Annotated in this window: 19 protein-coding genes and 1 pseudogene; 13 read left to right on the top strand and 7 right to left on the bottom strand. The window is 68.3% G+C overall.

Annotated elements, in window-relative coordinates; genetic code table 11:
- The 4 genes and pseudogenes from P2T65_RS19390 to P2T65_RS19375 form a co-directional block, all read right to left on the bottom strand.
- Positions 1–93: pseudogene (locus P2T65_RS19390) on the bottom strand (IS5/IS1182 family transposase); the annotation flags it as partial.
- A complete protein-coding gene (locus P2T65_RS19385) occupies positions 75–986 on the bottom strand; it encodes an acyltransferase (protein ID WP_276200513.1) in 912 nt (303 codons plus the stop codon). The gene P2T65_RS19385 and the pseudogene P2T65_RS19390, both read right to left, overlap by 19 nt.
- 8 nt (positions 987–994) lie before the next feature.
- Complete coding sequence (locus P2T65_RS19380) at positions 995–1399, bottom strand: hypothetical protein (protein ID WP_276200512.1); 405 nt, start codon at positions 1397–1399, stop codon at positions 995–997.
- The gene (locus tag P2T65_RS19375) at positions 1396–2625 is read right to left on the bottom strand and encodes a hypothetical protein (RefSeq protein WP_276200511.1); all 1230 of its coding nucleotides are present in this window, start codon (positions 2623–2625) and stop codon (positions 1396–1398) included. Before P2T65_RS19375 ends, P2T65_RS19380 begins: the two co-directional genes overlap by 4 nt.
- Before the next feature lie 140 nt (positions 2626–2765).
- Between P2T65_RS19375 and P2T65_RS19370 the strand changes: the two genes are divergently transcribed.
- Together P2T65_RS19370 and P2T65_RS19365 are read left to right on the top strand one after the other, a co-directional pair.
- Positions 2766–3107: a hypothetical protein gene (locus P2T65_RS19370; RefSeq protein ID WP_276200510.1), complete on the top strand. Its 342-nt coding sequence runs from the start codon at positions 2766–2768 to the stop codon at positions 3105–3107.
- A 242-nt stretch (positions 3108–3349) separates the two neighbouring features.
- Positions 3350–4237 (top strand): L,D-transpeptidase, encoded by an 888-nt coding sequence (locus tag P2T65_RS19365; RefSeq protein ID WP_276200509.1) that lies wholly within the window; start codon positions 3350–3352, stop codon positions 4235–4237.
- Between the two features lie 78 nt (positions 4238–4315).
- On the opposite strand, the gene P2T65_RS19360 is transcribed toward P2T65_RS19365, so the two are convergent.
- Both P2T65_RS19360 and P2T65_RS19355 read right to left on the bottom strand, forming a co-directional pair.
- The gene (locus P2T65_RS19360) at positions 4316–5161 is read right to left on the bottom strand and encodes a patatin-like phospholipase family protein (RefSeq protein WP_055459301.1); all 846 of its coding nucleotides are present in this window, start codon (positions 5159–5161) and stop codon (positions 4316–4318) included.
- Positions 5162–5198: 37 nt separating this feature from the next.
- Positions 5199–6542, bottom strand: a complete 1344-nt coding sequence (locus P2T65_RS19355) for an aspartate aminotransferase family protein (RefSeq protein WP_055459302.1) — start codon at positions 6540–6542, stop codon at positions 5199–5201.
- Positions 6543–6796: 254 nt separating this feature from the next.
- Here P2T65_RS19355 and P2T65_RS19350 point away from each other — a divergent pair, with 254 nt between their 5' ends.
- Positions 6797–7678: a TIGR01459 family HAD-type hydrolase gene (locus P2T65_RS19350; RefSeq protein ID WP_055459303.1), complete on the top strand. Its 882-nt coding sequence runs from the start codon at positions 6797–6799 to the stop codon at positions 7676–7678.
- Positions 7679–7755: 77 nt separating this feature from the next.
- Here P2T65_RS19350 and P2T65_RS19345 read toward each other — a convergent pair whose 3' ends face one another.
- Positions 7756–8139 carry a response regulator gene (locus P2T65_RS19345; protein ID WP_019401321.1) on the bottom strand — a complete coding sequence of 128 codons (384 nt, stop codon included), beginning with the start codon at positions 8137–8139 and terminating at the stop codon, positions 7756–7758.
- A gap of 293 nt (positions 8140–8432) precedes the next feature.
- Here P2T65_RS19345 and P2T65_RS19340 point away from each other — a divergent pair, with 293 nt between their 5' ends.
- From P2T65_RS19340 to mutL, 10 genes are all read left to right on the top strand, one after another.
- Complete coding sequence (locus P2T65_RS19340; protein WP_055459304.1) at positions 8433–8870, top strand: MaoC family dehydratase; 438 nt, start codon at positions 8433–8435, stop codon at positions 8868–8870.
- Positions 8871–8954: 84 nt separating this feature from the next.
- Positions 8955–9971 (top strand): bifunctional riboflavin kinase/FAD synthetase, encoded by a 1017-nt coding sequence (locus P2T65_RS19335; protein WP_055459305.1) that lies wholly within the window; start codon positions 8955–8957, stop codon positions 9969–9971.
- 135 nt (positions 9972–10106) lie between these two features.
- Complete coding sequence (locus P2T65_RS19330) at positions 10107–11294, top strand: methyl-accepting chemotaxis protein (protein WP_276200508.1); 1188 nt, start codon at positions 10107–10109, stop codon at positions 11292–11294.
- A gap of 274 nt (positions 11295–11568) precedes the next feature.
- Positions 11569–14535 carry an isoleucine--tRNA ligase gene (gene ileS, locus P2T65_RS19325; protein ID WP_071923471.1) on the top strand — a complete coding sequence of 989 codons (2967 nt, stop codon included), beginning with the start codon at positions 11569–11571 and terminating at the stop codon, positions 14533–14535.
- Between the two features lie 3 nt (positions 14536–14538).
- Positions 14539–15033, top strand: coding sequence for a signal peptidase II (gene lspA, locus P2T65_RS19320; protein WP_063189436.1), 495 nt, complete (start codon positions 14539–14541; stop codon positions 15031–15033).
- Between the two features lie 103 nt (positions 15034–15136).
- On the top strand, positions 15137–15856 hold the full coding sequence (locus tag P2T65_RS19315; RefSeq protein WP_055459309.1) for a hypothetical protein: 720 nt from the start codon (positions 15137–15139) through the stop codon (positions 15854–15856).
- A 157-nt stretch (positions 15857–16013) separates the two neighbouring features.
- Positions 16014–17342: a pitrilysin family protein gene (locus P2T65_RS19310; protein ID WP_276200507.1), complete on the top strand. Its 1329-nt coding sequence runs from the start codon at positions 16014–16016 to the stop codon at positions 17340–17342.
- Positions 17343–17380: 38 nt separating this feature from the next.
- Positions 17381–18673 carry a pitrilysin family protein gene (locus tag P2T65_RS19305; protein WP_055459311.1) on the top strand — a complete coding sequence of 431 codons (1293 nt, stop codon included), beginning with the start codon at positions 17381–17383 and terminating at the stop codon, positions 18671–18673.
- 175 nt (positions 18674–18848) lie between these two features.
- Positions 18849–20174, top strand: a complete 1326-nt coding sequence (locus P2T65_RS19300; protein ID WP_055459312.1) for a glucose-6-phosphate isomerase — start codon at positions 18849–18851, stop codon at positions 20172–20174.
- 79 nt (positions 20175–20253) lie between these two features.
- The gene (mutL, locus tag P2T65_RS19295; protein ID WP_276200506.1) at positions 20254–22089 is read left to right on the top strand and encodes a DNA mismatch repair endonuclease MutL; all 1836 of its coding nucleotides are present in this window, start codon (positions 20254–20256) and stop codon (positions 22087–22089) included.
- Positions 22090–22157 lie beyond the last annotated feature (68 nt).

Raw genomic sequence — 22157 nt, 5'->3', positions numbered from 1 at the left:
CCGGTCATCCACGCGAGGCACGCCCCGCGACTTGTTGGGAAGGTGAGGCCGGATCGCCTCCCATTCGAAATCCGTCAGATCGTAGCGGCCCATCGCAAAGCTCCCGAAAAGGAGCTTGAATCACAATCGCCACCGTCAGGGAACCCAGAGCCGTTTATGGGTTTACGGCCTAGTGGATTAAGAAGGATGAGGCGGACCGGCATTGCCTCGCCCCGCCCTGATATGATGATCATACCTGTCGCCAATGTGGCGACAAGCGGGGGCTCGCCAATCCCGTAGAGAACATGAGCTCCGAGGAGTACCGCAGCGCATATGATGCCTGCGCTCGCGATCGCGTTGCTCGAGGGCGGGAAGTGTCCCCGGATGAGATAAGCGCACACACCAAGCGCGAACGGGAAAGCATGGGCGAACGGGCTATGGAAATATTGCCCTGGGGCCACGCCCATGTGCCCGCTCGCCACCTGCAGCGCATAGGCTGAAAGGAAGGCGGCGAGCAGCATCACCGCGGCATGTAAGGGTCCCTTGGTAGCGAAGGCGAACATCAGGGGGATCGCGAGATACCACCACGCTTCAACGGGGATTGTCCATTCGATCGAAAGGATCGTGTTGCCGTACTGCGGCCACAGCCAGTCGACCATCGCGAGGTGAGCGAGAACGTTCCCCGGCTCAACCCCTCGGTAAAGCGAATATCCAATGATTACCGCATAATACGGCGGTAGCAGTCGGAATAGGCGCTTGACCGCGTATTGCCCAGTTGAAGCCGAGTTGGCCAAGGAGTGGCAGACTGAAAAGCCCGAAAGGACGAAGAAGACATGGACGCCCATGGCGCCCAAGACGACGAGGCGTTCGCCGACGGCGCCGAACGCCAGAAGCCCAGCGCCGCCGGCATGGGTCAGGACCACGCCAAGGGCCGCATAGGCCCGCATGCCTGTCACGAAATCCGTGTCTCCGTAACGGCGTACCAGGGCCGCCCCAGCGCTCTTCATTTCCCACCCTAACCGTTCGGCCAGCTAAAGCTCGGCAACTCGGCGATGAAATCATCGATACTCGGCTGTGGCCGCTGGCCGTTATGAACTTTTGCGAGTTCGGCAATGGCATAGCCCCAAACCGTGTCACGCCATATCACGAAAGCCTGCGCCTCGGACACCCAGACAGCGTTGCCCGACGCCACATAGGACGCGCAGGAGACCGCGTTGTCGTAGTTTCGCGCTCGCGCCGTCGCATCGACATGCGCCTGAATGGCCGAGCGGTAGTCTTCAAGTGTCTGCGGCGGGGCGAGAAAGGCCGCCACCTCCGGGTCGGTCTCGGGCAGCGGATCGGTTTCGGTGCGGCCGTCCTGCGGATTGGCATAGAGGGCGACAATCGCGCCCTCGTTGTCGCGCTCGATATAGTACATCATGCGCCGATCCTCGGGATCTGATAGTCGGTCCAACCAAGCGTCGTAACGGTCGAGTTGCTCGATGGATCTGCGTTTTGGTCTATGAGCAGTTGTATCTGCCTTGATGTGTTCGTGTACTGCCTTAGCTCGGCTGTAGACGACTTAACACCCGTGGAGACGTACACTGCGGTTGTGGACGCGATGTTGGCGTTTGCACCGTCGAATAGACGCGCCCTGACTTGGAAATCGCCGCTTGCACCTCTGATGAAGACGCTGAAGATACCCTGAACACGGATACCGTTCGGCAAGGTGCAGGTAAGCGCCGCCTTCGCCCTGTTGCCGGCGCCGCTGTAGTCTGGTGTCGGGTCGGTAGTGTTGAAGCGAAACTCGTTGCCGCTCTGAACAAACGGCTGAATGTTCCCGCTGCCATCAGTCAGAACCGCCCCGAGCCGTTGCACGCGCGTCCATTCAGACGGCAGACTGGGCGAGGTAGCGGACAGCGAGGCGATGACGTCCGCAAGACCATCGCTGTTCCGGCGGATCAGGTGCCAGTGATAGGTCTGGTTCGCGGCCTTCGAGCCCGTGTCGAGCGCGCCCTGATTATTGCCGACCGCCCATGCTGCATCAAGACGCTTGGTCAGCGTCGATGCAAGTGTGGCGGTGACGCCATTGCCGCGCGCCTGCCCCGGCGCAAAGTCGATGTCGTTGTTGGGGTCGGACGCATTGTTGGAGCCGGTCAGGCCATAGACGAAACTCTGAAGCGTCGCCTGGGTCTCGACATAGCCGGTGTAGTTGGCGCTCGCGACGAGCGCCGCTTGAACGTTTGGCGAGCCCTGATAGACCACGCTATCGTCAAAGCCAACATCGATGGCCTGCCCGGCGCCAACGAGCCACGCCTGCCAAGAGCCGCCGGCCAGACGGCGGCGATTGGCAAGCTCCAGCTTGGCGCCGCCCACGAGCAGATATGCCCGCTGCACAACCCGGTCGGCGTCCGTCGGATCAGCGACCTCCTCGATCACCCAGCGGTTCGTCGCCCCCGGCAGCGGCGCGTTCGTCTCGCTCGTCATAATGTACGTGCCGCGCTGGTCCAGAGCGTTGAAATCCGTACCGTCGGGCAGCACGTGCGTTGCGAGAAGTTGCGCTGCCGCCTCCGCTGCCGTGGCGGCGTCCTCAGCCGTGTCGGCCGCCGCCGCCGCATCCGACGCAGCCTGTTGCGCCTGGTTCTTGAGCGCCGTGACATCCGGCACAATGTCTGCAGTTACAGCGGCAACTTCCTCAACGCGGTCGAAAATCTCCCGCTGCGCCGCCGTCAGACGGTTGAGCTCGAGGTTGTGGTCGCGGGCCGACCACAGGGGCCGAGATCATCATCGACCTGAAGCTCTGCCCCATGGTGCTCGAGGAGATGGAGCGCATTGCCATCGACGAGCGGGTCGGGCCCGTCATTGTCAACGAGGCCACGCGGCTGCCTTACTGGCGGCGCGAACTGTCGGATGGCTGGCGGCTCGATCGCAAGAAGGCTGGCCTTCCCGAAACCTTGTGGAACCGAGACCTGCGGGCATCCGCGATCACCGAAGCGCGAGATGCCGGCGCGAACCTTGACGATGCCGCTAGGGTCGCAGGCCACTCGACAAAGAAGACGACGGCCAAAGTCTATGACCGAGCAAAGCTGGAGGCTGCTCGGCGCTTCCAGGCGGCCCGGATCGGCTCGCGGGACAAGCCCGGAACGTGATAGGGAACGTGGGGAACGAAAAGGGCGCGGAAGCCTTGAGAATTAAGGCCCCGCGCCTTTCGATTGTTTAATCCATCGTTAAGGACGCCTCGGCACCGGCCGCTAACCATCGCGATGGAAACACCGCCTCCGACGTGCATTCGGGGGGCGGATAGCCCACGGCGTTCACCGTTTGGCGAGCCCGTTTGGCAAGGCTTCGACTGTACTGGCATCATATGTCCCCATCGCTTGCAGGTCCCGCCATGTTGCCCATCCATCGCTTGTCTCTCGCCGCAGCGCTCGCCTGCGGCCTAGCCCTGCCCGCAGGCCCCGCGGGGGCGCAGACCGTCATCTACGGCACCGGCACGCGTGCGCCCCTGCCATCGGCCAGGGTCATCCAGGCGCCCGGGGCGCGCGAGATGGCAGCCGCGGCCGAGCGGCAGCCCGTGCGCCGCGCCGACCTCGGCGGCGGCTTCATCGAGATGCTGGTAACGGGCCGGAGCCCCACGGCGGGTCGGCGGACCGGGCCTCCGGTGCGCATCGTCACTCCTTCCTCCGGCAGCATCGGTCGGATCCACGCGGTCCCGCCGTCCGATCCCCTCGATGCCGCGCTCGACACTGAACGGACATGGGAACGCCTGCCATCGGGGAACGTGCGCCACGCCGCCCTGCCCGATGCAGCCGAGCTACAGCCGATGCGCGCGCCCGAGCCGCGCTACGCGCGACAGGTCGTAGATTACACGGGCCCACACAAGCCGGGCACGATCGTCATCGATACGGCTAGCCGCTTCCTCTATCTCGTCGAGCCGGGCGGGCGCGCCATCCGCTATGGCATCGGCGTCGGCCGCCAGGGCTTCTCCTGGCGCGGCAGCGAGAGCATCAGCATGAAGCGCGAGTGGCCCGACTGGCGCCCGCCGGCGCAGATGCTGAAGCGCCGGCCCGACCTGCCGCGCCACATGGCCGGCGGGCCCGACAATCCGCTCGGCGCGCGCGCCCTCTATCTCGGCAAGACGCTCTACCGCATCCACGGCACGAACGAGCCGCACACGATCGGGCGCGCCGTGTCCTCCGGGTGCATCCGCATGCTCAACAAGGACGTCATCGACCTCTACAACCGCGTGCGCATCGGCACCCGCGTCGTCGTCAGCTGAGCGGAGCCTTCGGCTGCTTTATAGGGAGCCCGGGACCTGGTGGATCGCGTGATGTCCGAAGGGCATCACCACGGCGCCTCAGGCGCGCGCTTCGAGCGCGGCTGCGATGTCGCGCTTGAGGCCATCCTTGACGAGATCGGCCGCGGCGAAAATGGCCTTCGCCTTGAAGAAGTCGAGCCCACGGAAGGCGCCGACCGGGGGCCGCACCATGATGTGCGGCGGGCCGGCGGCGAGTTTGCCGGCGACGATGGCCGCCTGCATGATGTGCGAGGCGCCGAACATCGTCTCGATCGGATCGGGCACGCCGTCCGTCTCACGCGCCGCGCCGCCGACGACATCGACGGCGATGACGACGTCGGCCCGCGGCAGAAGGTGGTCGAACGGCAGCGGGTTGGTGGCGCCGCCGTCGATGAGTACCCGCCCGCCGGCGACGACGGGCCGCACGAGCCCCGGAATGGCCATCGAGCCGGCAACGGCCGAGACGAGCGCCCCCGCGCCGATGACAACCTCCGAGCGCGCATAATAATCCGTCGCCACGACGAGGAGCGGCACGGCGAGATCCTCGAAACGCTCCGGCACGCTCTGCGGCCAGAACAGGTCGAGGAATTTCTCGCCGTCGATCAGCACCGGGTTGGCATGGCCGCGCGCGAAGAGCTGCGACAAGCGGCCGACGCGGGCCTGCAGCAGGCGGGTGAGCACCGCCGTGCGATCGCGCAGCGTGTCCTGCACGTGCCGGCGCAGGTCGCGACCGCCGATGCCGGCGGCATGGGCAGCGCCGATGATCGCCCCCATGGACGTGCCGGCAATGACGGCCGGCCTGAGGCCGAGTTCGTCGAGCACTTCGATGACCGCGATGTGGGCGAGGCCGCGCGCCCCGCCCCCGCCGAGCGCAAGGCCGATCGAGGTGCCGGACGCCGCCGTCATCGCCGCTGCCCGGCTGGCCGACGGCGGCGCACAGGCATCAGGCGACCGCCCGGATGACCTTGCCGAGCTTGTCGGCGATGTCGCCGATGTCGCTCTCGGTCAGGATGAGTGGCGGCGAGACCGCGATGGTATCGCCGGTGATGCGCACCATGAGATCGAACTCGTGGAAGGCGCGGTCCATCGCCTCGAAGGCGCGCCGGCCCGGTGCATCCTTGAGCGGCGCGAGGTCGATGGCGCCGACGATGCCGACGGAGCGGATGTCGAGCACGCCCGGCAGACCCCTGAGCCCGTGGATCGCGTCCGCCCAGGCGCCCTCGAGGGCCCGGGCGCGCTCGAACAGACCCTCGTCGCGATAGACGTCGAGCGCCGCAAGGCCGGCGGCGCAGGCGAGCGGATGGGCCGAATAGGTATAGCCGTGGAAGAGCTCGATGACGTGCTCCGGCCCCTGCATGAAGGCCTCGTAGATGCCCTTGCGCACGAGCACGCCGCCCATGGGCACGGTGCCGGACGTGACGCCCTTGGCGAAGGTGATCATGTCCGGCACGACGCCGTAGCGCTCGGCCGCGAAGGCGAAACCGAGGCGGCCGAAGCCGGTGATGACCTCGTCGAAGACGAGCAGGATGTTGTGCTTGTCGCAGATCTCGCGCAGGCGCTTCAGATAGCCCTTGGGCGGCGGCAGCACGCCGGTGGAGCCGGCCATGGGCTCGACGATGACGGCCGCGATGGTCGAGGCGTCGTGCAGGGCGACGATGCGCTCCAGTTCGTCGGCGAGATGCGCGCCCCACGCCGGCTCGCCGCGCGAGAAGGCCTGCTCCTCGCGGTTGTAGGTGTGCGGCAGGTGGTCGACGCCCGTCAGCAGCGAGCCGAAGAACTTGCGGTTCGGCACGATGCCGCCGACCGAGATGCCGCCGAAGCCGACGCCGTGATAGCCACGCTCGCGGCCGATGAGGCGCGTCTTGGAGCCCTTGCCCGTGATGTTCCAGTAGGCCAGCGCGATCTTGAGGGCGCTGTCCACGGCCTCCGAGCCGGAATTGGCGAAGAAGACGTGGTCGAGGTCGCCCGGCGCCAGCGCAGCGATGCGGGCTGCGAGCGCGAAGGCCTTGGGCTGGCCAAACTGGAAGGCAGGCGCATAGTCGAGCTCGCCGGCCTGCGCCTGGATGGCCGAAACGATCGGGTCGCGATTGTGACCGGCGTTGCAGCACCACAGCCCCGCCGCGCCGTCGACCACCTTGCGGCCCTCGGCCGTCAGGTAGTGCATGTCCTTGGCGCCGGTCACCATGCGCGGCTTCTTCTTGAAGGCACGGTTGGCCGTGAAGGGCATCCAGAACGCTTCGAGGTCGTTCGGCGCGAGCGCGTGGTCGTGGGCGGCAGAGGCGGACATCGTGGCTCCCGTTCGGTTTGGGCCGCGGGAGACAGGATCCCGCGGCCATTATGATGCCAAGCTATCAAGAGCCGCGCCGAAGAGGAACAATCGAACCGGCCGCCCGCCCTGCGACATATGCTGCGCGCGACACCTGGGCCGCGCTTGACACAACCGCCTCCCGGCATTAGCGCCGGGACCTTCCTCGCAGCCCGGGGTGGACCGCTCGTCCGGACCCTCCCGGAGCGCCTATCGAACATGAGGCCATCCAAGACATGACCGACCGGCCTGCCTCCCCGCCTCCGATCATCCAGGGACTTCGGACGATCGCCGATCGCTACGACGTCATCCTGTGCGACATCTGGGGCGTGCTGCACAACGGGCTCGAGGCCTTCGCCCAGGCGGGCGAAGCCCTCCAGCGGTTCCGCCAACGCGGCGGCCAGGTCGTGCTCGTCTCCAACGCCCCCCGCCCGAACGGGGACGTCCTGACGCTGCTCGACGGTTTCGGCGTGAAGCGCGAGGCCTATGACGCGGCCGTCACCTCCGGCGACGTCACGCGCAGCCAGATCGCTGCCCGGCCAGGCGAGCCCCTCCTCCATATCGGGCCGGACCGCGACCTGCCGCTATTCGACGGTCTCGATGCGCCCCTGACGACAGCGGCGGGCGCCCGCTACGCAGTCTGCACCGGCCTCGTCGACGACGAGCGCGAGACGCCGGACGACTATGCCGGTCTCCTCGCCGAGATGCATGCCGGTGGTCTGCCGATGGTCTGCGCCAATCCCGATCTCGTCGTGGAGCGCGGCACGGCGCTCATCTACTGCGCCGGCGCGCTCGCCGCAGCCTATGAGGAGATCGGCGGGACGGTGACCTACGCGGGCAAGCCGCACAAGCCGATCTACGAGCGTGCCCTCGGCGAGGCGGAGCGCATCCGCGGCGCGCACGTGCCGGTGTCGCGCGTGCTCGCCATCGGCGATGCGATCCGTACCGATGTGGCCGGCGCCCACAGCATCGGAGCCGATGCTCTGCTCGTGACGCGCGGCATCCATGCGGCCGAGATCAGCCCGCTCGGCGGCAGCCTCGACGAGATCGCCCTTGCAGCGTGGCTCGAAGACGCGACGCATCGCCCGCAGGCGATCATCGAGAGCCTCGTCTGGTAGCGACTTCGCCACGGCTCGAGGACGTGTTGCACCGCCCGCAGGCGATCGTCGAGACGTTCGTCCGCTGACGGCGTCGCTCAGACGCCGCAGACCGATTCGATCTTGGCTTTCAGGGTCTGGGCGTTGAACGGCTTGACGATGTAGTTGTTCACGCCGGCCTTCTTCGCGGCGATGACGTTCTCCGTCTTCGATTCGGCCGTCACCATGATGAACGGAATGGAGCGCCAGGCCTCCTCGGCGCGCACCTCGCGCAGGAGATCGTAGCCCGACATGGGCTCCATGTTCCAGTCGGAGATGACGAGCGCATAGGTCTTCTCGCGCATCTTGGCGAGCGCGCTCGGGCCGTCCGGCGCTTCGTCGACATCTTCAAAGCCCAGTTGGTGCAGCAGATTGCGGATGATGCGGACCATCGCCTGGTAGTCGTCGACGATCAGGATCGGCATCGAGAGATCAAGGGCCATGGTCTGCTCCGGTCAACGGCAACGGCGCATATGCCCGCCACGGCGTCCCGACCCGGCTGGCTTATAAGAAACGGTTGTCGTCATGCCCCTACCCTAGAATGCCCCTGTTGCGATCAGGTTAATTACATCAGATGCGGTGAAATTTGGCATCAACCTTTGCGCATGCGGGTGGCCGAAAGTCGCATGGCATGGTGCGGCGCAATAAGTAGTATGATGCAGTGCCGCATGGAGAGGCGGCCACCCTGCACCGCCGCACGGATTTGCCGCATCGGCCGCAACAGCGGGAAGGCATCATGTTGGAGGTCATGCGCAGCTTCTATTTCGAGGACCTGAGCATCGGCATGCGCGAGCGACTGATGCGCACGGTCATGGAAGACGATGTCACGGGCTTCGCCAGCGTGACCGGGGACCGCAACCCGATCCACATCGACGAGGCCTATGCGGCGCAGACCCGCTTCGGCCAGCGCATCGCCCACGGCATGTTCACGGCAAGCCTCATCTCAGCCGTTCTGGGCACGCGCCTTCCCGGCCCGGGCGCCGTCTATCTTTCGCAGACGCTGCAGTTTCTGGCACCCGTGCGCATCGGCGACGTCGTCACCGCGACGGTCGAGGTGGCAGAACTCGTGCCGGAGCGGCGGCGGGTGCGCCTGTTCTGCGACTGCGTCTGTGACGGCAAGGCCGTGCTCGAGGGCGAGGCCTGGGTCGCCGTGCCCTCGCGCGCCGGCCTCTGATCGACGCTTGACCAGCCGCCCGTGTTCTTGGCAGGGTCCGCCGCGCCCGCAACCGGGCACATGTGTCCCGAGCCGCGAGAGCCGATGCCCTCGATCGTCCCGCCCGATTCGCCGTTTTTCGCCCGCAACGAGGCCTTCGTGCATTGGGGCGGCGAGGGCGACATGCCCGTGGCGCTGCGGGGCGCGGTGGTCGCCATCGGTAATTTCGACGGGCTGCACCGCGGGCACCGCTCGATCGTCGCGGCGACGGTCGCACTGGCGGGCGAGCAGGCCGCGCCGGCGGCGCTCCTGACCTTCGAACCCCATCCGAGGCGCTTCTTCGCACCCGAGAAGCCGCTCTTCCGCATCACGCCGCCGGACGTGAAGGCGATGGTGGCGGCCCGGCTCGGCCTTGCGGGCATGATCGAGCTTCACTTCGATGCCGCGCTCGCGGCGACGACCGCGCACGACTTCATCGAGAAGCTGCTCGTCGAGCGGCTCGGCGTCCGGGGCGTGGTCGTGGGACACGACTTCCACTTCGGCAAGGGCCGGCAGGGCACGCCCGCCTTCCTGGAGGAGCACGGTGCCGCGCTCGGTCTTGCCGTGCGCATCCTGCCTCCGGTCACGGAAGACGGGCAGGCCGTGTCGTCGAGCGCCATCCGCGCCAGCCTTGCCGCGGGCGACATCGGCCGAGCCAACCAACTCCTCGGCTATCGCTGGCTGGTGCGCGCCACCGTCCGCCACGGCGACAAACGCGGTCGCGATCTCGGCTATCCCACCGCCAATCTGGCGCTCGCGCCCGACTGCGGGTTGCGCCATGGCATCTATGCGGTTCGCGCCGCCGTGGCTGGCACCGTCCACATGGGGGTCGCGAGCTTCGGCCGGCGGCCGACCTTCGACAACGGCGCGCCGCTGCTCGAGGTGCACCTTTTCGATTTCCGCGGCGACCTCTACGGGCGCGCGATGGATGTGGAATTCGTCGCCTTCCTGCGCCCGGAGGAGCGTTTCGTCACGGTCGAGGCTCTCATCGGACAGATGGACAAGGATAGCGCCGAGGCCCGCCACCTGCTGGGCGAATCCAATCTCGGCGCGCCGTCGCTGCTTTGTCCCCAGCAATCCTGATCCAAAAAGGGCCTTGTTCCACCAATCTTTAACCCGTCTCGGCAAAGATCGCAGCATTCCGATCCGCTCATTGCCAAGACGATGCCCAGAATGCCGTTTTCTCGAATTTCCTTAGAAAAACATTCTCCGCTATTCATGCGCGCCGGTGGCTTTTTCCTCGGCACGGTCGCCATTCTCGCCGTCCAGCAGGCCCTGGCCATGGAGAGCGACGAGCATTTCATGCCTTTTCTTCTCGCTGCCGCCGTCCTCATCACGCTCGTCGCGGTCGGTTTCGCGCCGCGTCCACCACGTTCCCGCAGGCTGCTCGACGACAGCCTCGCGCGCCTCGCCGGGGGGCGGTTCGACGTCCTCGTGCCCCATACAGGTGACGATGGCCCCACGGGCGAGACGGCGCGCGCGGTCGAGGAACTGCGCCGGCGGCTCATCATCGCCCGCGAGCAGGAGGGCGAACTGTCGGCCGTGCGGCGCGAGCTCCACTCGCTGCGCGATGACCGCAACCGTGCCCGGGAGGCAAACCGCGCGCAACTTGCCGAGACGGTCGGCCTCATCAACGGCCGCGTGAGCCAACTCGGCACGGAGCTCGAGACACTGCGACACCAGCTCGCAATGTCGTTCGAGGAAAATCGCCGTCTGCCGCGCCGGCCATCAAACGGCGGTGTCCAGACGGCTGCGGCCGCCGCCGTCGAGCTGACGAGTTCAATCTCGGAGATCGGCCGGCAGTTGCAGCAGGGCTCCGGCATCGCCGCGCGGGCGGTGCGCGAGGTGCGGGCGACGAGCGATCTCGTCAAGGCGCTCGACAAGTCGAGTGCCAAGATCGGCGAGGTCATCACCCTCATCACCGCCATTGCGGAACAGACGAACCTCCTCGCACTCAATGCTACCATCGAGGCGGCCCGCGCGGGCGAGGCCGGCCGGGGCTTCGCCGTCGTCGCCCAGGAGGTCAAGGCGCTCGCAAACCAGACCGCCCGCGCCACCGACGAGATCCGCGGCCAGATCGCCGCCATGCAAACCGCGACGGCCCAGGCGGTCGAGGCCATCGAAACGATCTCGGGAACGATCACCTCCATCGACTCGATGACGATGACGATTGCCGAGGCGGTGAACCAGCAGAGCAGCGCCACCCAGGAGATTGCCCGCTCCATCGAGGCGGTGGCGGCAGCCGGCCGGCGGGGAGAGCCTCAGGATGTGCCGACGCCCCCGGCCGACCGCGACCTCGCCGCCTGCATCGAACGGCTTGACGACCTCATACGTGATCTCGGAGCCCAGGCGCAGGCCCTCGCGGGCGAGTCCGAGCCCGGCGAAAGGCCATTGCGCGTCGCCTGACGCCCGGCCTCGTGGCAGCAGCGACGGGCCGGCTTGTGCCGGCGGCGGTTTTGTTCGAAAACCGGTGGCCTCTTTGTGGAAAGATGCGTAGAAGACGGCCATGACCGAGCCTCGATTCAAGCTGCGAATTAACGGCCCGGCCTTCGCCTGAGGCACCCGAGAGCGGGTACCCGTGAAGGTCCGGGGTCACGCGGGCCCATTCGGGCCCCTCAACCGCTTGCCGCAACATCCCGGGCGCCGCATGCGCGCTGCGCCTACCCGAACCGGCCGATCCATGAACGCTCCCTCTCCCCCTGCTCGCGACTATTCCGAAACGCTGTTCCTGCCGCAGACATCGTTCCCAATGCGCGCCGGACTGCCCGAACGCGAGCCCGATATTCTCGCCCACTGGCAGCGCGTAGGCCTCTACGCCGCCCTGCGCGAGGCCGGCAAGGGCCGCCCGCGCTTCGTGCTGCACGACGGCCCGCCTTACGCCAATGGCCACATCCACATCGGCCACGCGCTCAACAAGGTGCTGAAGGACCTCGTCGTCCGCTCGCAGACCATGCTGGGCCACGACGCCAACTACGTGCCCGGCTGGGACTGCCACGGCTTGCCGATCGAATGGAAGATCGAGGAGGAGTACCGCGCCAAGGGCCGCAACAAGGACGAGGTGCCGGTCGTCGAATTCCGCCGCGAGTGCCGCGCCTTCGCGCAGAAGTGGATCGACGTGCAGCGCGAGGAGTTCAAGCGCCTCGGCATCGAGGGCGACTGGGCGCATCCCTATCTCACCATGGCCTATCCGGCCGAGGCGCAGATCGCCCGCGAACTGATGAAGTTCGCGGCGAGCGGCCAGCTCTATCGCGGCTCCAAGCCCGTCATGTGGTCGATCGTCGAGCGCACGGCGCTCGCCGAGGCGGAGGTGGAGTATCAGGAGCACACCTCGCCGACCATCTACGTCAAGTTCCCGGTCAAGGCTCGCTCGGGCACGCCACTCGACGGCGCCTCCGTCATCATCTGGACGACGACGCCCTGGACCATCCCGGGCAACCGCGCCATCGCCTATGCCGACGACATCGCCTACGGCCTCTACGAGGTCAGCGACGCTCCGGCCGGCAACTGGGCGGTGAAGGGCGAGCGCTACGTGCTCGCCGACAAGCTCGCCGACGAGGTCATGAAGGCAGCGCGCGTCGAGCGCTGGCACCGCATCGCCGCCGTCGCGCCAAAGGACCTTGCCGGCCTCCTGTGCGCCCATCCGCTCGCCGGCCAGGGCTATGACTTCGGCGTGCCGCTCCTTGCCGGCGACTTCGTGACCGACGACGCCGGCACGGGCTTCGTGCACACCGCACCCGGGCACGGCGCCGACGACTACAACCTTTGGGCGACGCACAAGGCCGCCTTCGCCGCCGCCGGCACGCCGGACGTGCCGCACACGGTCGGGCCCGACGGAGCCTATTATCCGCACGTGCCGCTCTTTGCCGGCGCCCGGGTGCTCGATGACAAGGGCCGCGAGGGCGATGCCAACGAGCGCGTCATCAAGGCCCTGATCGAGACCGGCAAGCTCGCCGCGCGAGGCCGTCTCAAGCACCAGTACCCGCATTCCTGGCGTTCCAAGGCGCCGCTCATCTTCCGCAACACGCCGCAGTGGTTCATCGCCATGGACAAGCCGCTCGACGGGCCGGGCGATACGCTGCGCGCGCGGGCGCTGAAGGCCATCGCCGCCACGCAGTGGGTGCCACAGGCGGGCGAGAACCGCATCAACGGCATGATCGAGAATCGCCCGGACTGGGTCATCTCGCGCCAGCGCGCCTGGGGTGTACCGATCACGGTCTTCGTGCGAGAGGATGACAGCGGCAACGTTGTCGAACTCGCCCCCGGTCCCGGTTTCGCCGCGAGCGAGGAACTGTCCGCCCGCATCGCCGCCGCCTTCGAGGCGGAGGGGGCGGATGCCTGGTTCAGCGCCGACCCGCGCCGCTTCCTGGACGGCCTCGTCGACGATCCATCCGCCTGGACGCCGGTGATGGACATCCTCGACGTGTGGTTCGATTCCGGCTCCACCCATGCCTTTACGCTCGAGGTGCGGCCGGACCTCAAAACCAGGCGCCGCGTCGACGGCGGGCACGACCGGGTGATGTATCTCGAGGGCTCGGACCAGCATCGTGGCTGGTTCCACTCCTCGCTGCTCGAGAGCTGCGGCACGCGCGGGCGCGCGCCATACGACGTCGTCGTCACGCACGGCTTCACGCTCGACGAGCAGGGCCGCAAGATGTCGAAGTCGCTCGGCAACACGGTCGCCCCGCAGGACGTCATCAAACAGTTTGGCGCCGACATCCTGCGCCTGTGGACAGCCTCGGTCGACTATTGGGACGACCAGCGCATCGGCCCGGAGATCCTGAAGAGCGTCGTCGACCAGTACCGCAAGCTGCGCAACACCATTCGCTGGATGCTCGGCACGCTGCACCATTTCGACGCGCGCGAGCTCGTGACGACGAACCGCATGCCGGAGCTGGAGCGACTGATGCTGCACCGGCTCTGCGAGCTCGACGGCGAGGTGCGCAAGGCCTATGCCGCCTACGACTACAAGCGCGTCGTCGCCCTGCTCGCGGCCTTCATGACGTCGGATCTGTCCGCCTTCTATTTCGACGTGCGCAAGGACGCGCTCTATTGCGACCCGGCGTCGAGCCTGACGCGCCGCAGCGCGCTGACGGTCATCGACCAGCTCTTCCGCTGCGTCGTGACGTGGCTTGCGCCGGTCCTCGTCTTCACCGCGGAGGAGGCCTGGCTCGCCCGCTTCGGCAGCGATGCGGGCTCGGTGCATCTGGAGCAGTTCCCGATCATCCCGCCCGAATGGCGCGACGACGAGCTCGCAAGCCGCTGGGCGAGGATCCGGCGCGTGCGCCGCGTCGTCACCGGCGCGCTCGAGATCGAGCGGGCCCAGAAGCGCATCGGCTCGAGCCTCGAGGCGGCGCCCGTCGTGCATGTGACGGACCCCGAGCTGCGCCGGCTTCTGGGCGATGTCGACTTCGCCGAAATCTGCATCACATCCGCCATCACCGTTACGGACGGCGAGGGTCCGGCGGAGGCCTTCCGGCTGGACGACGTACCCGGCGCCGCCGTGGTGCCGGCAAAGGCGCAGGGGCGCAAGTGCGCCCGCTCGTGGAAGATCTCGCCCGACGTCGGCAAGGATGCCGACTATCCGGACGTGACGCCGCGCGATGCCGCGGCGCTGCGCGAGTGGGACGCCCGTCACAAGGCCGCCTGACGCATGACGCACACCCGGTCCGGCTTCCTCATCGCGCTCATCACGCTGGCGCTCGATCAGGCGACGAAACTCTGGCTCTATTTCGTCGCCGAGATCACGACCTGGACCGAGCCGGTCGTGCTCGCGCCCTTCGTGTCGCTGACGCTGGTCTGGAACCGGGGCATCTCCTATGGCCTCTTCCAGCAGTCGAGCGAGGCCGGCCGTTGGGCGCTGATCGTCCTGTCCTTCGCGGCGGCGGTCGGCCTGTCGGTCTGGCTGACGCGCGGCGTACACCGGGCGGTAGCGGTCGGGCTCGGCCTCCTCATCGGCGGAGCGGTCGGCAATGCCATCGACCGGTTGATCTATGGCGCGGTGCTCGACTTCGTGCATCTGCACGCGGGCTCCTTCAGCTGGTATGTGTTCAATGTCGCCGATGCGGCGATCGTTGCGGGCGTGGTGCTCCTTCTGTATGACTCCTTCTTCCTCGAGCGCAGGCGCTCGGCCGCGCCGCGCGGCTGACGGCCCGCCTCGCGCCGGCGCTGCGCCTCACTATCGCCGCACCGGTCGCAGAAACGTGGCGTACCGGCACGAGAACGCCGGTTGTTGTTGATGGGATAGGATCATGACGCGAAACGACGTGACGTCCGGCCTCGCCAAGCCCGGCCTCATGAAGGCGGGGCTCCTGGCCGCCATCGCCGCATTCGCGTTTGCCCTTGCCCACCCGGGGCCGGCGCAGGCGCAGGACGAGAGCGGCGTTTTCATGAAGAACCTGCTCGGCTCGCTCGGCATCATCGAAGGCGAAAAAGACGCGATCATCTATCGCGAGCGTGCGCCCCTCGTCGTGCCGCCGTCGACGAATGTGCTGCCGCCGCCGCGCGATGGCGAGCGGCTGACGGCCAATCCCGCCTGGCCAAAGGATCCCGACGTCACCAAGGCACGGGAAGCCGCTGCTGCGGCGCGCCGGCCGGTGCCTGTGCGCAATGACCAGATGGTGTCGCAGGGCGGCCGAATGTCGAGCCAGGAGTTGCTCGCCGTCCGTGGCACGGGTGCGAACAGCGCGCCGCAGCCGATTGCAAATCCGTGCTACGGTGACAACTGCCGCGAGACGCACTGGGTCAATCCGAACCAGCTGCGCTACTCCAACGGCCGCAATCCCGACGCGCCGCCGATCGCCTACGGCCAGGAGCCGCAGCGCCAGGCGCTGACGGAGCCGCCGGCCGGATACCGCCTGCCCTCGCCCGAGGCCCCCATCGGCAAGGGCCAGCGCGCCCCCGCCACCTCCGCGCCCGAGGACGGCGATCCGCGCGGCTTCATCAATCAGGAAGCGCGCCGCAACCGGTGACAAGCGCGCGCCTGCAACCCATGTCCCAGGGCGTAGGCCGCGCACGGCCGGCCCCCGGATCGTCCGGCACAGGGCTTGCCGCGCCGGCTGTTGTATGCAGCCGGCGCGCCGCTTTCCAGCGGCCCATCCGTCCCAGGCGCTCCGACCGGAAAACACCATGACAGACACCCCTCCCGCCGACCTCACGCCCACCGCGACCCGGCATCAGGTGCCGGAGGGCGCAGCCGCGCAGACCCACACCTTCCGCCTCGACAATGGGCTCGACGTTGTCGTCATTCCGGATCGGCGGGTGCCTGTCGTCACCCACATGGTCTGGTATCGCAACGGCTCTGCGGATGACCCGGCCGGCAAGTCCGGCATCGCCCACTTCCTCGAGCATCTGATGTTCAAGGGAACGGCGAAACATCCCGCCGGGGAGTTCTCCAAGGTCGTCGCCGCCCTCGGCGGGCAGGAAAACGCTTTCACCTCCTACGACTACACGGCCTATTTCCAGCGCGTTGCCAAGGAGCACCTCGGCACGATGATGGAATTCGAGGCCGATCGCATGACCGGCCTCGTGCTCAGCGACGATGTCGTCGATCCCGAGCGCGATGTGGTGCTGGAGGAACGGCGCATGCGCGTCGAGACCGACCCCTCCGCTCAGCTCGGCGAGGCGATGGAGGCGGCGCTCTACGTGCACCACCCCTACGGCACGCCCATCATCGGCTGGATGCACGAGATCGAGAATCTCAGCCGCGCCGATGCGCTCGCCTATTACGAGCGTTTCTACACACCAGAGAATGCCATCCTTGTCGTCGCTGGCGATGTCGAGGCGCAGGAGGTACGCGCACTCGCCGAGAAGACCTACGGCAAGGTCAAGCCGCGCGGCGCGCGGCCCCAGCGGCAGCGTCCGCGCGAGCCGGAACCGCGGGCCCTGCGCAAGGTGACTGTGGCCGATCCCAAGGTCGAACAGCCCTACGTGCAGCGCGCCTATCTCGTGCCGTCCGCCCGCACGCAGACGGGCAGCGAGGCCTATGCGCTCGACGTGCTCGCCGAGATCCTCGGCGGCGGCGCGACATCGGTGCTCTACCGCGAACTCGTGATGAAGCGCGACATCGCGGTGTCCGCCGGCGCCTACTACCTGTCCGGGATGCTGGATGACAGCCGCTTCCTCGTCTATGCGGTGCCCAAGCCCGATATCTCCCTCGATAGGCTGGACGAGGCGCTCGATGGCGTCCTCGCCGATTTTCTTGCCCGCGGCGTCGAGCCGGCGGAGCTCGCGAGTGCCAAGACCCGCCTCATCGCCGAGATGGTCTATGCCGCTGACAACCAGGCCCATCTCGCCCGCATCTACGGGGCGGCGCTCGCCGTCGGCGAAACGGTGGAGGAGGTCGATGCCTGGCCCGCCCGCATCGAGGCCGTGACGGCCGAGGAGGTCGTGGACGCGGCCCGCAAATTCCTCATCGCGCGCCGTGCCGTCATCGGCCATCTCGCTCACGCCGATTGATTCGTCGTCCACCGACCCCTGTTTCGACTGGATCCGCCATGACAACGAGTGCCGTCACGACGATCGCCGAGAAGTCTTCCCGGGCGACGCATCGGGTGCAGCGCGTCGTATCCCCCGGCGGGATCGAGGCCTGGCTGGTCGAGGAGCATGCCGTGCCCCTGGTGGCGCTTGAGTTCGCCTTTCTCGGCGGCACCGCCCAGGATGGCGCAGGCAAGGGCGGCACGGCGACGATGCTCGCCGGCCTGCTTGACGAGGGCGCCGGCCCGCACGATTCCGCCGCCTTCCAGCAGATGCTCGCGGACCGGGCCATCGAGCTGCGTTTCTACGCCGACCGGGACACCCTGCGCGGCTCGCTGAAAACCCTGCGCCGCAATGCGGACGAGGCCTTCGACCTGCTCAGGCTCGCCGTCTGCGAGCCGCGCTTCGACACCGATGCCATCGCCCGCGTCAGGGCGCAGGTGGAGGCAGGCCTGCGCCATGTCCTGAAGGATCCCGATGCCATCTCGCAGGAGCAGTTCTTCCGCCACGCCTTCCCGGACCATCCCTACGGGCGCCCGCCCCAGGGCACGCTCGCTGAGGTGCCGGCGATCACGCGCGACGATGTCACGGCCATGCGCGATGCTACCATGGCGCGGTCCAACCTCTTCGTCACGGCCGTGGGTGCCATTGATGCGCAGACGCTTGCCGCGCGGCTCGACGACGTCTTCGGCACCTTGCCCGCGACCGCCGGGGTCATGCCGCCGGCGGACATGCCGCCGGCAACGGCGGCTGCGCCCGTCGTCGTCGACCTCGACGTACCGCAGTCGGTGATCCGGTTCGGCGGGCCGGGTGTTGCACGCCGCGATGCGGATTATCTGCCCGCCTATGTCCTCAACCACATCCTGGGCGGCGGTGCCTTCACCTCACGGCTCTTTCAGGAAGTGCGCGAGAAGCGCGGCCTCGCCTATGGCGTGCACACCGCCCTGCTGCCGCTGCGCAACAGCGCCCTCTTCACCGGCTCGACGGCGACAAAGAACGAGCGCGCCGCCGAATCGCTGTCCGTGATCCGCGCCGAGATCGCGGACCTCCTTGCCAAGGGGCCGGGTGAAGACGAGCTCGAAAAGGCGAGGCAGTTCCTCATCGGCTCCTATGCACTGCACTTCGACACCTCGACGAAGATCGCGCGGCAATTGCTGCAGATCGCTATCGACAGCCTCGGCATCGACTATATCGACCGGCGCAACGCCCTCGTTGCAGCCGTCACCATGGCCGACGTGCGCCGCGCGGCGGAGCGCCTGTTTGCGGGCGGCGAGATGCTTGTGGTCGCCGTGGGCCGGCCCGAAGGGCTGTAGAGGGCGTTGCCCTTTCGAGGGGGCGCCCTTGCCCCGGTCTGCCGCGCAAGGGTGCCGAGCACCGGTAGCCCGACGCAGCCGGGCACATTATGGTCGCCTTCATGCCTGATGAGTCTCGCCGGGCGCCCAACGCCCGGCCGACCCGTCCCAAGAGCCGTGTCATGAGAGGCCTTCGATGACCTTCACCCAGTCGATCGATCTTGCCCGCGCCACCACCGTCGGCGGCAACGGCCTGCCGGATACAGCCATCGATGCGGCGCTCGCCGCCGTCGAGACCGCCGCTGGCCGGCTCGCCAGCGAGTACCGGGCAGGTACGCTGCCGCTCCTTTCCGTACCCGGTGAGACCGGAGACCTCGCGGCCATCCGCCAAGCCGGCGCGCGCCTCGCGGATGGGGCGAGCGACGTCGTCATCCTGGGCACCGGTGGCTCGAGTCTCGGCGGGCAGACGCTCGCCCAGCTCGCCGATTATGCCGTGCCGGGCCTCGGCCGCTTCGCCGACAAGCCACGCATCCACTTCCTCGACAATCTCGATCCGCTCACCTTCGGCAGCCTCTTGGAGCGCCTGCCGCTCGCGACGACGCGCTTTGCCGCCGTCTCGAAGTCCGGCGGCACGGGCGAGACGCTGCTGCAGACCATGGCCGTGCTCTCGGCGCTCGACCGCGAGGGGTTGCGCTCGCGGGCCGGATCGCTGTTCGTCGGCCTGTCGGAGCCGCAGGTCGACGGCGGCAAGCGCAATGCCCTGCGCGCCCTGCTGGAGCCGGAGGGCGCGCCCTTCCTCGACCATCACACCGGCGTCGGCGGGCGCTATTCGGTGCTGACCAACGTCGGCCTCCTGCCGGCGGCGACCCTCGGCCTCGATATCGCCGCGATCCGCGCGGGCGCGGCCGAGGTGGTGGCGCCCTTCATCTCGGGCGGGGACGTGCGCGAGGCGCCGAGCGCCATCGGCGCGGCGCTCAACGTGGCGGCGACGCTCGAGGGCAAGGCCATCGCCGTCTTCATGGGCTATGCGGACCGGCTCGAGCGCTTCGCCCGCTGGTGGGTGCAGCTGTGGGCCGAGAGTCTCGGCAAGGACGGCAAGGGCACGCAGCCCGTCGCCGCGCTCGGGCCCGTCGACCAGCACAGCCAGCAGCAGCTCTATCTCGCCGGCCCCAAGGACAAGCTCTTCACCGTCGTCACCACGGCCGCGCGCGGCCGTGGTCCGACAATCGACGCCGGGCTCGCGGAGCGGGCTGGCCAGGCCGATTTCGCCGGCAAGACCATCGGCGACCTTGTGGCGGCGCAGGGCATCGCCATGATCGACACCTTCGTGCGCAACGGCTGCCCCGTCCGCCACATCCATGTCGACCGCATCGACGAGCGCACCATGGGTGCGCTGCTCATGCACTTCATGCTGGAGACGATCCTGACCGGCTTCGCGCTCGGCATCGACCCCTTCGACCAGCCGGCGGTGGAAGAGGCGAAAATCCTCGCCAAACGCTACCTCGCCGAGGGACGCGGCTAGGGAGGGGCCCCTCCTCCCCACCAGGGGGAGGGGAGAACCGTGCCTTGTCGATGGACCAGAAGCGCAACGAAAGATCCCCATGGCGGTGCGCCGTCTCGACCCCATCCTGATCGACCGCATTGCCGCTGGCGAAGTGATCGAGCGGCCGGCCGCGGCCGTGAAGGAACTCGTCGAGAACGCGCTCGATGCCGGAGCCGCGACCATCGAGGTGGTGATCGAGGCCGGCGGGCGGCGCCTCATCCGCGTCAGCGACGACGGCGCGGGCATGACGCGCGAGGACCTTGTCCTCGCCGTCGAGCGCCACGCCACCTCCAAGCTGCCGACCGGCGACCTCTTCGCCATCGCGACCCTCGGCTTCCGGGGCGAGGCGCTGCCGTCCATCGGCGCCGTCGCCCGCCTGTCGATCACGACGCGCCACCGGGACGAGCCGCACGGCTGGGAGATCGTGGTCGATGCCGGCGTCAAGCACGAGCCGCGGCCCGCCGCCGCCGTGCGCGGCACGCGCATCGAGGTCACCGGCCTCTTCGCCGCCACGCCGGCCCGCCTCAAGTTCCTCAAGACCGACAGGGCGGAGGCCCAGGCCGTCGCCGAGACGGTGAAGCGCCTCGCCATGGCGCACCCCAACGTGCGCTTCGTGCTCGCCGGCGACAATCTCTCGCCGCTCGACCTGCCGGCGGAGGGGGATGACGCGGAGGCACGCCTCAGGCGCATCACGCGCCTCATCGGCCCCGATTTCGCGCCCAACGCCCTGCCCGTCGCGGCGAGCCGCGAGGGCATCGACCTCGAGGGCTTCGTCAGCCTGCCGACCTACCACCGCGGCACGGCGACGCATGTCCACACCACGGTCAACGGCCGGCCGGTGCGCGACAAGCTCATCCTCGGCGCTATCCGCGGGGCCTACATGGATTTCCTGCCGCGCGACCGGCACCCGGCACTGGCGCTCGCCATCACCTGCGATCCGCGCGCCGTCGACGTCAATGTCCACCCCGCCAAGACGGAGGTGCGCTTCCGCGACAGTAGCCTCGTGCGCGGCCTCGTCGTCGGCGCCTTGAAGGAGGCGCTCACGCGCGCCGGCCACCGGGCGACGACCACCGGGGGCCTGCGGACATTGGAGGCGGTGCGGCCCGCAGTCGGCCTACCGCCTGTCGGCGTGCTGCCGCGCGCTGTCCCCTCCCCCGCGCTGCAGCAGCGCGAGCCGGCCCCCGCCGCCTGGCGCGGCTGGCAGGCCCCGCTCGCCGGGCTCGACGAACCGGGACAGCCGACGCTGGGCGACCTCGCCGGGCCGTCCGCCGATGCGCGGGCGGATGCCATGACGCCGGAGGCGGAAGCGCTGGCGCAGCCGCTCGGCGCCGCCCGCGCGCAACTGCACGAGAACTACATCATCGCGCAGACCCAGGACGGCGTTGTCATCGTCGACCAACACGCGGCGCACGAGCGGCTCGTCTACGAACGGCTTAAGCGCGAGCGCGCCGCCACGGGCATCACGCGGCAATTGCTCCTCATCCCCGAGATCGTCGAGCTCGACCCCGTCGAGGCCGACAGGCTCATCGCCCATGCCGAGACGCTGGAGGCGCTCGGCCTCGTCATCGAGGGCTTCGGGCACGGCGCCGTCGCCGTGCGCGAGGTGCCGGCGGCGCTCGCCGGCGGGGCGATCAAGCCGCTCGTTCGCGATGTCGCCGACGCCCTGACGGAATGGGGCGATGCGCGTGCGCTCGAAGAGCGCCTCGACCATGTGCTCGCCACCATGGCCTGCCACGGCTCGGTGCGCTCGGGCCGCAGGCTGCGCGCGGAGGAAATGAACGCCCTCCTGCGCGAGATGGAGGCGACCCCGCATTCCGGCCAGTGCAACCACGGCCGGCCGACCTATGTCGAGCTCAAGCTGGCCGATATCGAGCGCCTCTTCGGCCGCCGCTGAGCACAATCGGCTTCCATCGCAGTGACGGCACCGGTCCCGCCGGGGCCTGCCGTCGGTCCCCGCCTCGC

It is taken from the genome of Chelatococcus sp. XZ-Ab1, assembly GCF_029309855.1.
Taxonomy (GTDB): domain Bacteria; phylum Pseudomonadota; class Alphaproteobacteria; order Rhizobiales; family Beijerinckiaceae; genus Chelatococcus_A; species Chelatococcus_A sambhunathii.
This window is presented reverse-complemented; position numbering and strand designations above follow the sequence as displayed.

Coding starts and splice junctions, on each gene's coding strand:
- P2T65_RS19385 (WP_276200513.1), bottom strand. CDS start 986: ATGAAGAGCGCTGGGGCGGCCCTGGTACGCCGTTACGGAGACACGGAT.
- P2T65_RS19380 (WP_276200512.1), bottom strand. CDS start 1,399: ATGATGTACTATATCGAGCGCGACAACGAGGGCGCGATTGTCGCCCTC.
- P2T65_RS19370 (WP_276200510.1), top strand. CDS start 2,766: ATGGTGCTCGAGGAGATGGAGCGCATTGCCATCGACGAGCGGGTCGGG.
- P2T65_RS19365 (WP_276200509.1), top strand. CDS start 3,350: ATGTTGCCCATCCATCGCTTGTCTCTCGCCGCAGCGCTCGCCTGCGGC.
- P2T65_RS19360 (WP_055459301.1), bottom strand. CDS start 5,161: ATGACGGCGGCGTCCGGCACCTCGATCGGCCTTGCGCTCGGCGGGGGC.
- P2T65_RS19355 (WP_055459302.1), bottom strand. CDS start 6,542: ATGTCCGCCTCTGCCGCCCACGACCACGCGCTCGCGCCGAACGACCTC.
- P2T65_RS19350 (WP_055459303.1), top strand. CDS start 6,797: ATGACCGACCGGCCTGCCTCCCCGCCTCCGATCATCCAGGGACTTCGG.
- P2T65_RS19345 (WP_019401321.1), bottom strand. CDS start 8,139: ATGGCCCTTGATCTCTCGATGCCGATCCTGATCGTCGACGACTACCAG.
- P2T65_RS19340 (WP_055459304.1), top strand. CDS start 8,433: ATGTTGGAGGTCATGCGCAGCTTCTATTTCGAGGACCTGAGCATCGGC.
- P2T65_RS19335 (WP_055459305.1), top strand. CDS start 8,955: ATGCCCTCGATCGTCCCGCCCGATTCGCCGTTTTTCGCCCGCAACGAG.
- P2T65_RS19330 (WP_276200508.1), top strand. CDS start 10,107: ATGCGCGCCGGTGGCTTTTTCCTCGGCACGGTCGCCATTCTCGCCGTC.
- ileS (WP_071923471.1), top strand. CDS start 11,569: ATGAACGCTCCCTCTCCCCCTGCTCGCGACTATTCCGAAACGCTGTTC.
- lspA (WP_063189436.1), top strand. CDS start 14,539: ATGACGCACACCCGGTCCGGCTTCCTCATCGCGCTCATCACGCTGGCG.
- P2T65_RS19315 (WP_055459309.1), top strand. CDS start 15,137: ATGACGCGAAACGACGTGACGTCCGGCCTCGCCAAGCCCGGCCTCATG.
- P2T65_RS19310 (WP_276200507.1), top strand. CDS start 16,014: ATGACAGACACCCCTCCCGCCGACCTCACGCCCACCGCGACCCGGCAT.
- P2T65_RS19305 (WP_055459311.1), top strand. CDS start 17,381: ATGACAACGAGTGCCGTCACGACGATCGCCGAGAAGTCTTCCCGGGCG.
- P2T65_RS19300 (WP_055459312.1), top strand. CDS start 18,849: ATGACCTTCACCCAGTCGATCGATCTTGCCCGCGCCACCACCGTCGGC.
- mutL (WP_276200506.1), top strand. CDS start 20,254: ATGGCGGTGCGCCGTCTCGACCCCATCCTGATCGACCGCATTGCCGCT.